General features: G+C 66.7%; 6 protein-coding genes and 1 pseudogene. All 7 read right to left on the minus strand.

Features of this window, described 5'->3' with window-relative positions; all coding sequences use genetic code 11:
* Positions 1-4,532, minus strand: a 4,532-nt coding sequence (gene gltB, locus QOD90_RS00090; protein ID WP_526345428.1) for a glutamate synthase large subunit, incomplete at its 3' end; no start/stop codon positions are given.
* Positions 4,533-4,613: 81 nt separating this feature from the next.
* Entirely contained in the window at positions 4,614-5,042 is a 429-nt protein-coding gene (locus QOD90_RS00095; protein ID WP_526345430.1) for a DUF2752 domain-containing protein, read from the minus strand.
* Between the two features lie 18 nt (positions 5,043-5,060).
* On the minus strand, positions 5,061-6,527 hold the full coding sequence (locus QOD90_RS00100; RefSeq protein ID WP_526345432.1) for an HNH endonuclease signature motif containing protein: 1,467 nt from the start codon (positions 6,525-6,527) through the stop codon (positions 5,061-5,063).
* Between the two features lie 93 nt (positions 6,528-6,620).
* Positions 6,621-8,567 (minus strand): prolipoprotein diacylglyceryl transferase, encoded by a 1,947-nt coding sequence (gene lgt / locus QOD90_RS00105; RefSeq protein ID WP_526345434.1) that lies wholly within the window; start codon positions 8,565-8,567, stop codon positions 6,621-6,623.
* Positions 8,564-9,358 carry a tryptophan synthase subunit alpha gene (gene trpA / locus QOD90_RS00110; protein WP_526345436.1) on the minus strand — a complete coding sequence of 265 codons (795 nt, stop codon included), beginning with the start codon at positions 9,356-9,358 and terminating at the stop codon, positions 8,564-8,566. Before trpA ends, lgt begins: the two co-directional genes overlap by 4 nt.
* On the minus strand, positions 9,355-10,620 hold the full coding sequence (gene trpB / locus QOD90_RS00115; RefSeq protein ID WP_526345438.1) for a tryptophan synthase subunit beta: 1,266 nt from the start codon (positions 10,618-10,620) through the stop codon (positions 9,355-9,357). Before trpB ends, trpA begins: the two co-directional genes overlap by 4 nt.
* A 4-nt stretch (positions 10,621-10,624) precedes the next feature.
* A pseudogene (locus QOD90_RS00120) lies at positions 10,625-10,951 on the minus strand (indole-3-glycerol-phosphate synthase TrpC); the annotation flags it as partial.

Below are 10,951 nucleotides of genomic sequence, written 5' to 3' on the forward strand. Positions count from 1 at the left end.
GCGCTGTCCACGTCTCGCCCTTCCGCCTTGGCCATTCGGGTGGCGTACAACACCTTTTCGTAGTCGGTCGGCATGATCTTGGTGAACTGCGCACTGCGCCTTGGCCAATCGGAGAGCAGCGAACGCGCCACCGTACTGCCGGTATACCGCCCGTGCTGCGCGACGACGCCGTGTAGCCACGTCAGGTCTTCGGCTTCGAGGCGTTGCAGCTGCACCATGTCGGGGTTGACCTTCGCCTGATCGAGCCCGAGCACGAACGCGATGCCGCCCGACATCCCCGCCGCCATGTTGCGGCCCGTCGGTCCCAGCACCACCACCCGCCCACCGGTCATGTACTCGCAGGCGTGGTCGCCGACCCCTTCGACGACGGCGAGCGCACCGGAGTTGCGTGCGCAGAACCGTTCGCCAACCCGGCCGCGGAGGAACACCTCGCCGGACGTCGCCCCGAAGAGCAGGGTGTTGCCCGCGATGACGTTGTCCTCGGGGAGGAACAGGACGTCCTCGTCGGGTTTGACGATCACGCGTCCACCCGAAAGACCCTTGCCGACATAGTCATTGGCGTCACCGATGAGCTCGAGCGTGACGCCCGGCGGCAGGAACGCCCCGATCGACTGCCCGGCCGAACCGGTCAGGGTGACGTGGATCGTGTTGTCGGGGAGGCCCTGTGCTCCGTAGCGGCGGGTCACCTCGGCCCCGAGCAGGGTGCCGACCGTACGGTTGACGTTTCGCACGGGCAGTTCCAGCCGCACGGGGTGGGCGTCCTCGAGGGCACCTTCGGCAAGCGCGATGATCGTCTGGTCGAGGGCGTGCTCCAATGCGTGATCCTGGTCGCGGAGCCTACGGCGCTGGGTCAGCTTGGCTCCGTGCGCGTCCTTCGCGACCGCAAAGATCGGGGTTAGGTCCAGGCCCTTGCTCTTCCAGTGCGCGACGCCCGGAGCGGTATCCAGTATCTCGGCTCGCCCGACGGCCTCGTCGATGCTCCGGAAACCCAACTCCGCCAAATACTTTCGAATGTCCTCGGCAATGAACCTGAAGAAGTTCTCCACGAACTCGGGCTTGCCGTTGAACCGGGCCCGTAGCTCCGGATTCTGCGTGGCCACCCCGACGGGGCAGGTGTCGAGGTGACAGACGCGCATCATGATGCAGCCCGCGACCACCAGCGGCGCCGTCGCGAAGCCGTATTCTTCGGCGCCGAGCAACATGGCCACGACGACGTCGCGCGCCGTACGCATTCCACCGTCACACTGCACGGTGATCCGATCCCGCAGACCGTTGAGCACCAGCGTCTGCTGGGTGTCGGCCAGCCCGATCTCCCACGGTGCCCCGGCGTGCTTGAGCGAGGTCAGCGGCGCGGCGCCGGTACCGCCGTCGTAGCCTGAGATCAGCACGACGTCCGCATGCGCCTTGGACACCCCCGCTGCCACGGTGCCCACGCCGACCGAACTGACCAGCTTCACGTGGATGCGGGCCGCGGAGTTGGCGTTCTTCAGGTCATGGATGAGTTGCGCCAGATCCTCGATCGAGTAGATGTCGTGGTGCGGCGGGGGCGAGATCAGCCCGACACCCGGCGTCGAGTGCCGTGTCTTGGCGATGTTCGGATACACCTTGTAGCCGGGAAGCTGGCCGCCCTCACCGGGTTTGGCGCCTTGGGCCATCTTGATCTGAATGTCCGTCGCGTTGACCAGATAGTCGCTAGTGACACCGAATCGTCCCGACGCCACCTGCTTGACCGCACTGCGCCTACGCGGGTCGTAGAGTCGGTCGACGTCTTCGCCGCCCTCCCCCGAGTTCGACCGGCCACCGAGGGCGTTCATCGCGATGGCCATCGTTTCGTGGGCTTCGGCGGAGATGGAGCCGTAGCTCATCGCGCCGGTGTTGAAGCGGGTCAAGATCGACTCGACGGATTCGACTTCGTCCAGCGGCACGGGCTCCCGCACTCCCGACTTGAATTCGAAGAGGCCACGCAGCGTGCCGCCGTCCCGGGCCAGTCGATTCACCTCGTCGGAGTACTGCTGGAAGATCTCGCGTCTGCCGGTACGGGTCGAATGCTGCAGCAGGAAGACCACTTCCGGCGTGAACAGGTGAAGCTCGCCTTCCCTGCGGAAGGCGTACTCGCCACCCACCTCGAGGCGTCGGTGGACGCGCTCGGTCGGGTTCTCGGGATAGGCCCGCCGGTGGCGCAGCTTCACTTCCTCCGCGAGGACGTCGAGGCCGACACCGCCGAGCTGGCTCGGCGTACCCGTGAGGTATTCGTCGACGACGTCGCGGTTGAGCCCGATCGCCTCGAACGCCTGCGCCCCCGTGTAGGACGCGACGGTCGAGATGCCCATCTTGCTCATCACCTTCATGACGCCCTTGCCAAGCGCCTTGAGGTAGTTCCGCACCGCGGTCGACGGCTCGATGCCGGTCAGTTCACCTTCGCGAATCAGGTCCTCGATGGACTCGAAGGCGAGGTAGGGGTTGACCGCGGCGGCACCGAAGCCGATCAGCATGGCGATGTGATGAACTTCGCGAGCGTCGCCGCTCTCGACCACCAGCGCGACCGTCGTCCGCTCCTTGGTGCGGACGAGGTGATGGTGTACCGCGGACACCGCGAGCAACGACGGAATCGGTGCCTTGGTGTGATCGGAATCCCGGTCGGAGATGACCAGCGTCCGATATCCCTTCGCGATGGCCTCGCAGGCCCGCATGCGGAGGTCCTCCAACGCATCCGCGAGGCCCTCGCCGCCGCGTTCGACGTCGTAGAGCGCGCGCAGGACCTTGGTCTTGAGCCCTGGCTGCTCGCCGTCGGCGTTGATGTGGACGATCTTGTTGAGCTCGTCGTTGTCGAGGACGGGCCACTTCAGCACGATTTGGCGACAGGATGCCGCGGTCGGCTCGAGGAGATTGTGTTCGGGGCCCATCACCCGTGACATGGAAGTGACGACCTCCTCGCGGATGGCGTCTAGCGGCGGGTTCGTGACTTGCGCGAAGAGCTCGACGAAGTAGTCGTAGAGCAGGCGAGACCGCTGTGACAGCACCGCGGCGGGGGTGTCGGTTCCCATGGAGCCCAACGGTTCTGCACCCGATGCCGCCATCGGCGTGAGCATGATCCGCAGCTCTTCCTCGGTGTAGCCGAAGGAGATCTGCCGTCGCACGACAGAGTCGTGGTTCGGCTGCACTCGCACCCGCTCCGGCAGGGTGGCCAAATCCAAGAGCCCCGAATGCAGCCATTCGCCGTACGGTTCGGCGGCAGAGAGCCCCTGTTTGATCTCGTCGTCGGAGACGATCCGGCCTGCGGCGGTGTCGATCAGGAACATCTTGCCTGGCTCGAGCCGGCCCCTGGCAACGATCTCGGCCGACGGCACGTCAAGCACGCCGCTCTCGCTGGCGAGGATGATGCGGTCGTCGATGGTCCGCCACCAGCGGCCAGGTCGTAATCCGTTGCGGTCCAACACGGCACCGACCACCGTGCCGTCGGTGAAGGTCACGCACGCCGGGCCATCCCACGGCTCCATCAGCGAGGCGTGGAACTGCCAGAACGCCCGTCGCGCTGGGTCCATGTCGACGTTGTTCTCCCACGCCTCGGGGATCATCATCAGCACAGCCTGCGGGAGGCTTCTCCCTCCGAGGTGGAGCAACTCCAGGACCTGGTCGAACGACGCCGAGTCGGAGGATTCGGCCGTGCAGATCGGCGACAGTCGGGCCAGGTCACCTGGGATCTGGGCGCTGGCAAGCATGGCCTCGCGGGCATGCATGCGGTTGCGGTTGCCGCGAACGGTGTTGATCTCGCCGTTGTGGGCGACGAAGCGGAAGGGGTGCGCCAGCGGCCAGGACGGGAAGGTGTTGGTCGAGAAGCGGCTGTGCACGATCGCGATCGCACTCATACATCGCTCGTCACGAAGGTCCGGAAAGAACTGCGGCAGTTGCATTGTCGTGAGCATGCCCTTGTAGGCCATGGTCCGGCTGGACAGCGACGCGAAGTACACCTCACCCTGTTCCGCGAGTTTGCGCACCGGGTAGACACGACGGTCGAGGTCGATACCGCCCGGCCTGCTGCCGTTGCGCTCCGGTGCGGCGAGGAACAGCTGCGCCATGTAGGGCATGCACCCGACGGCCGTCGCCCCGACGCCGGCGCCGTCGGGATCGATCGGAAGCTTGCGCCAGCCGAGCACCTCTAGGCCCTCTGCGGTGGCGATCGACTCGATGCGCTCCCGAGCCGCCGCGCGGGCAACGGGATCCTGCGGAAGGAAGCAGATTCCCGCCGCAAATGTGTTGGCACCGTGCACGGTTGGCGACGGGAGATCGAAGTCGACGACCGCGCCGAGGAGTTCGACGGGCAACTGCAGAAGGATCCCCGCGCCGTCACCGCTATTCGGTTCGGCACCGGCGGCGCCGCGGTGCTCGAGATGCTCCAGCGCGGTTAGTCCGTCGCTGACGATCGAATGTGATCGGCGGCCCTTGATGTCGGTGACCATGGCCACGCCACAGGAATCCGCCTCGTTCTCCGGGTCGTACAAACCCTGAGCTTCTGGCAACGCCGAGAACAGCACTCGCAATACCCCCGCAGTCAGGAACAATGTGTCTGGGACTGCAGCGGCCCGCAGGGCGAGTGTATCAGCGGAGCGGCGGGGCTACCCGTTGATAAACGTCGGGACCAGCGGGAACCCGGGCAAATTTCGGACCACGGTCCACGTCACCGCAGCGATGATCACGATCGCCCCCGCAGACTTGGGCATCAATTTGTGGCCGCCCCGCCAGCGCAGAATCAGCCACAGCGCGAGCATCGGGAGACCAACGAGCAGGAACACATTGTCGACGACCGCTGCGCCGAAATCGCCGTTCAGCAGGTCGTGGGTCATCCGCAGACCGCCGCAGCCCGGGCAGTTCAAGCCGGTCAGAAGTCGGAACGGGCACGCGGGGAAACCGAACCCCGCTGCATGCGGATCACGCAAACCGATGTACGCGAGCGCACCGGCGACGACCCCCGCCGTCCCGAGGGTGGCGTACCGGGGTCCCTTGTGGCTGGTGACGTCGTTGAATTCCATCGCGAGGCCCAGCATGCCAGAACCCGGTGCCCGTCAGAAGGGAGGCGGATCGCAATCGCCGGTCTCACGTAGTCCGCGTCGATGCTCTTCGGCCGCGATGCGCGCCTCGTTGCGACGCCGCTCGGCGGCGTGCCGTTGGGCGACGTCCTCTGCCCGGGTGCGCTGGCGCCTCGGCATCATGCGGTCACGTTGAGGGTCGGATTCGGCCGGGGCGAGCGGCAGCACGAGCACGCCGGTCGGCTGACCCAACGCGGGGAAGTAAAGCGGGCCGCCCGGCTTGGTGGTGTAGGTCTGCCCCGTGGGAGCCGTCCACACAACAGTGCCGTCGGGTAGTTGACGATCCCGCCACCCGCCGGGTCCGACGTAGAAAGTCTTGAGCAAGTGGTTCTTTCGGCACAAACACTTGGTGTTCGATGGATGCGTAGGACCGGCCGGCCACGGGATCGTGTGATCGATGTCGCAGCGCGCCGCCGGTACGTCGCAGCCAGGGAACCGGCAATGGAGGTCACGGAAGCGGACGAACTCCGCAAGCGCCACCGATGGGCGGTAGCCGGGCTCCGCAACCGCGTCTCTGGGAATGGTGAATGCTTTGCGACGGGCCCGCTTTGCGAAGGCGCGCAGTGTGTCGGCCGCGATCGGCCCAAACCCGCTGACGTAGCCAGGCGCAGCATCATCGCCATCGACCGTCGACGATTCGGCCAGCACGTGGATCACGATGTCGCGGTCCGGGCCGGGTTGCTCGCCCGTGCAGTTCGCATCGCCGCACGTGCACACCATCCGGTCCGCGCGCTCAGACAACGCTCGGACGGCGTCAGCTCGGAGCTGAGCCTTGGTGCGCGGATCGTTGGGGCAGACCGTCGCAACAAGCTCATCAATGCGACCGTCGAATACGATCGCGTCGTTGACGTGCAGATTGCCCCAGATGCCTGCCATCCCCTCACCCGAGCCCCTGACGTCGAGGTAGCGGTTGTCGGTTGGCTTCCGCTTCTCCCGCACCCCCGCCTGGTCGAACCTGCCGATCCACGAGTCGATGTACTCGGCGATGCTGCGCCGCGAATACTTCGTCCACCCCGGTGCGCGCTCGGCCAGGGCTGCATCGACCGCCGTCAGCGATTCCGGGTCTTCGATCAGCTCGGTGCGGTTGACGATCGCATGGACCATGGCCAGGTCGATCTCGCCCTTCGCGAAGATCGCGGAGACCTTCGGCAGACGATCCCGCAGCGCTTCGGCGACTCGGATCAGACCTGCGGCCCGAGAACCTGTGATGCCGAGCGCTGCCGCCACCTCAGCCGCCACGGCCTCTCGGAGGTCGATGTAGAAGTATTCGCGCTCGTCTTCCTGAGCTCGCCGCTTACGCCGGTCCCAAAGCTCGCCCACTGCAGCGAGATGCCTGGCCTGCACCGCGGAGTCGAGCTTCGATGACGCGATGATCGCATCGACCAGCTCCGCATCGACCAGTGGCGTCACGACCGCGGTGTCGGGCAGATCGATCTCGAACATGTGTTCGATTCTGCCGTGGCTGACCCACTAGGGGAAAGTGCCCCAAGGCAATCTGTGGATGAAAACGCTTCTGTGGATAACCCGTGGATGGGTCTACCCGCGACGCCACCAACGCCGGCGTGGCGTCTCCACTGGTGCCCGCCGGGGCGCCACTGAATCCACGGCCTCGGTGGCGTCCTCGATCTCGGCTTCGGCAGCGACCTCATCGGCGACTGCTTCGGCCTCTTCGGCACCTTCGACTGCGGCCTCGTGAACCTCGGGCGCAGCCTCTTCAGCCGCCGCAACCTCGTCACCCTCGACCGAACCCAAGCCCTCGGCAGACTCGGCAGGCTCGGCAGCGACCTCATCGGCCACGGACTCGGCTTCCTCGGCACCTTCGACGGCCGCCTCATGAACCTCGGGCGCAGCCTCCTCGGCCGCCGCAACCTCATCACCCTCGACCGAACCCAAGCCCTCGGCGGACTCCTCGGTCTCGGCAGCGACCTCATCGGCGACTGCTTCGGCCTCTTCGGCACCTTCGACGGCAGCCTCGTGAACCTCGGGCGCAGCCTCCTCGGCGGCCTCCACCTCGTCACCCTCCACCGAACCCAAACCCTCAGTGGACTCCTCTGACTCGGGTTCGGCAGGCTCCTCTGGCTCGGCAGCGACCTCATCGGCGACTGCTTCGGCCTCTTCGGCACCTTCGACGGCCGCCTCGTGAACCTCGGGCGCAGCCTGCTCGGCGGCCTCCACTTCGTCACCCTCCACGGAACCCAAGCCCTCGGTGGATTCCTCGGTCACGGACTCTTCGGTCTCTGGCTCGGCAGCGACCTCCTCGGCGACCGCCTCGGCCTCGTCAGCGGCTTCGACAGCAGCCTCGTGAACCTCGGACGCAGCCTCTTCAGCCGCCGCAACCTCGTCACCCTCGACGGCGCCAAGGCCGGCCTCGGGTTGGTCGGCGCCTTCACCGGCGGCGGCGAATGCCTTGGCTTCGGCGATGTCCTCCGAGGGGGCCGTCTCCACCTGCTCGGTCAGGTCCTCCGTTTCTGCGGCGGCCTCCGATTTGGTCTCGTCCGCGGTCTCGGTCTTGTCCTCGTCACCTGCGACCTTGGCGGCAGCGACGACACCCGACGTGGCGGCAACGGCCACGAGTGCTTCGCCTACGTCGTCGAGCAGCGACTCGTCGGCATCCTTGCCGCGCAACGTCGTCGGATCCTCGCGGCCCTTGGGCGCGACCATGATGTAGATCACCGCACCGATGAAGACGAACGTCGAGGTGAAGGTGTTGACCCGGATGCCCGCGATGAGCGTGGCCGTGTCGCTGCGCATCAGCTCGACCCAGAACCGGCCGACGCAGTAGCCGGCGACGTACAGCGCGAACAGCCGTCCGTGACCCAGTTTGAACCTGCGGTCGACCCAGATCAGCATCGCGAAGATCAGTAGGTTCCAGAGCAATTCGTACAGGAACGTCGGATGGACGACGGCATACACCTGCCCCGTCGACACGCCGTCGAGCGAGTGCGGGCTGATCACACCGGAAGGATCCAACCGGTCGTAGATCGTCAAGCCCCAGGGCAGATCGGTCTCGCGGCCGTACAGCTCCTGGTTGAAGTAGTTGCCGAACCGACCGATGGCCTGCGCCAGGACGATCCCCGGCGCAATCGCATCGCCGAAGGCCGGCAACGGGATATCCCTGCGCCGGCATGCGATCCACGCTCCGACGCCGCCGAGAGCCACCGCTCCCCAGATGCCCAGACCGCCGTCCCAGATACGCAGCGCTGCAAGAAAACCCGCACCGTCGGCACCGAAGTACTTCTGCCAGTCGGTCATCACGTGGTACAACCGGCCGCCGATCAGGCCGAACGGCACCGCCCACAGCGCGACGTCGTAGATCACCCCACGCTCGCCGCCGCGGGCCTCCCACCGGCGATCGCCGATGACCAAGGCCGCGACGATGCCCGCGATGATGCACAGTGCATAGGCCCGGATGGGGAGGACGCCGAAGAGGTGCCACACCCCCTGCGACGGACTCGGAATGAAGGCCAGAACCGTTGTCGTCACGCTGAAATCCTCTGTCGCACGCCCTCGGCAAGTTCCTCGGTCAACGCCCGCACCGCGGGGATCCCTTCGCTCAGCGCCGTCACCAGTGCGGAACCGACGATCACACCATCGGCGTAGGAAGCGATCTCCGCTGCCTGCTCACGCGACCGTACCCCCAGTCCGACGCCGACAGGGATGTCCGACACCTCGCGGACACGCCGCACCAACTCCGGTGCCGCATCGGACACTGCGTCGCGGGCGCCCGTGACACCCATCGTCGATGCGGCGTAGACGAATCCGCGCGAGGCCGCCACGGTGGCGGCCAGACGCTCGTGTGTCGACGACGGCGCGACCAGAAAGATCCGGTCCAGGCCGTGTTCGTCGGACACCTGAATCCACTCATCGGCCTCGTCGGGGATGAGGTCCGGGGTGATCAGGCCGAGACCGCCGGCGGACGCGAGGTCGCGGGCAAACGCCTCAACTCCCCACCGCAGCACGGGATTCCAGTAGGTCATCACGACGGCGCTGCCGCCCGCCTTGCTGATCGCCTCGACCGCGGACAGGGCGTCCCGCACGCGCACGCCGCCGCGCAAGGCTACCTCGGTGGCGGCCGCGATGGTGGGGCCATCCATCCCTGGGTCGGAGTAAGCGACCCCGACTTCGATGATGTCGCAACCCGATTCGACCATGGCCGTCATCGCCGAGATGGACGTTGCGACGTCGGGGAAGCCCGTCGGCAGGTAGCCGATGAGCGCCGAGCGGTCTTCGGCGCGGCAGGCCGCGAAGACACTCGACAACCCACTCGCCGTCACGGCGCCTTCTCCTCGTCGAACAGGCCGAACCACTTCGCCGCAGTCTCGACGTCCTTGTCGCCGCGGCCAGACAGGTTCACCACGATGATCGAGCCGGGGCCGAGCTCCACGCCGAGTTTGAGGGCGCCGGCAACGGCATGCGCGGACTCGATCGCCGGGATGATGCCCTCCATCCGCGACAACAGTGAGAACGCGTCCATCGCTTCGGTGTCGGTGATCGGTCGGTACTCGGCGCGCCCGAGATCCTTGAGGTAGGCGTGCTCGGGTCCGACGCCCGGATAGTCGAGACCTGCTGAGATCGAATGGGATTCGATGGTCTGACCGTCCTCGTCCTGCAGCAGGTAGGAGAACGAGCCCTGAAAGGCGCCGGGCGTGCCGCCCGTAAAGGTAGCCGCGTGTCGACCCGTTTCCACGCCGTCGCCGGCCGCTTCGTAACCCACCAGTCGGACGCCGGGATCGTCGATGAAGGCATGGAATATGCCGATCGCGTTCGAGCCACCACCGATGCACGCGGTCACCGCGTCGGGCAGTCGTCCGGCCTGGTCCTGAATCTGAACGCGCGCCTCCATGCCGATCACGCGCTGAAAGTCGCGCACCATGGTCGGGAACGGATGCGGTCCCGCCGCAGTGCCAAAGCAGTAGTACGTGTCGTCGGCGTGCGCGACCCAGTCCCGGAAGGTCTCGTTGATCGCGTCCTTCAGCGTCTTGGAGCCCGACTCGACGGACACCACCTCGGCACCCAGCAGCCGCATCCTCGCAACGTTCAATGCCTGCCGCGCGGTGTCGACGGCGCCCATGTAGATCACGCACGTCAGACCGAGCAGCGCGCACGCCGTCGCCGTCGCCACGCCGTGCTGGCCGGCGCCCGTCTCGGCGATGATGCGGGTCTTGCCCATCTGCTTGGCGAGCAGCGCCTGGCCGAGCACGTTGTTGATCTTGTGAGAACCGGTGTGGTTCAGGTCTTCTCGCTTGAGGAACAGTCGGGCGCCGCCGGCGTGTTCGCTGAGCCGCTCCGCTTCATACAACGGGGATGGACGGCCGGTGTAGTGCCGCTGAAGGCGGTCGAGCTCGTCGAGGAAGGTCTGATCGGACCTGGCCTTCTCATAGGCAGCGGTGACCTCTTCGATCACCGCCATCAGCGCCTCGGGCACCAATCGCCCGCCGTAGGCACCGAAGTGCCCCTTTTCGTCCGGGTCGTGCGTCGTTGGTTCGGCAACGGCTGCGCTGGAACGCGGCAGCTCGGGGCCTGCGAGATCGCCCACTATCTCAGCGCGAGGGTTTCGGGCAGGACGGATGCGTGCCTGCGGTGACCAGATCGGCGACGGCGCTGCGCGGGTCACCACTGGTGACCAGCCCCTCACCGACAAGAACGGCGTCGGCCCCCGCCCCCGCGTAGGCGAGCAGGTCGGCCGTTCCACGGACACCGGACTCGGCGATGCGGATCACGTTGGACGGCAAGCCCGGGGCGATGCGCGCGAAGCAGTCCCGGTCGACCTCGAGGGTCTTGAGATCGCGTGCGTTGACCCCGATTACGCGAGTACCGGCCTGCAGTGCGCGGTCGGCCTCCTCCTCGGTATGGACCTCGACGAGTGC

The sequence above is a fragment of the Mycobacterium sp. genome (assembly GCF_032161845.1).
In the GTDB taxonomy this organism is placed as follows: domain Bacteria; phylum Actinomycetota; class Actinomycetes; order Mycobacteriales; family Mycobacteriaceae; genus Mycobacterium.

Coding starts and splice junctions, on each gene's coding strand:
- QOD90_RS00100 (WP_526345432.1), bottom strand. CDS start 6,527: ATGTTCGAGATCGATCTGCCCGACACCGCGGTCGTGACGCCACTGGTC.
- QOD90_RS00095 (WP_526345430.1), bottom strand. CDS start 5,042: ATGCTGGGCCTCGCGATGGAATTCAACGACGTCACCAGCCACAAGGGA.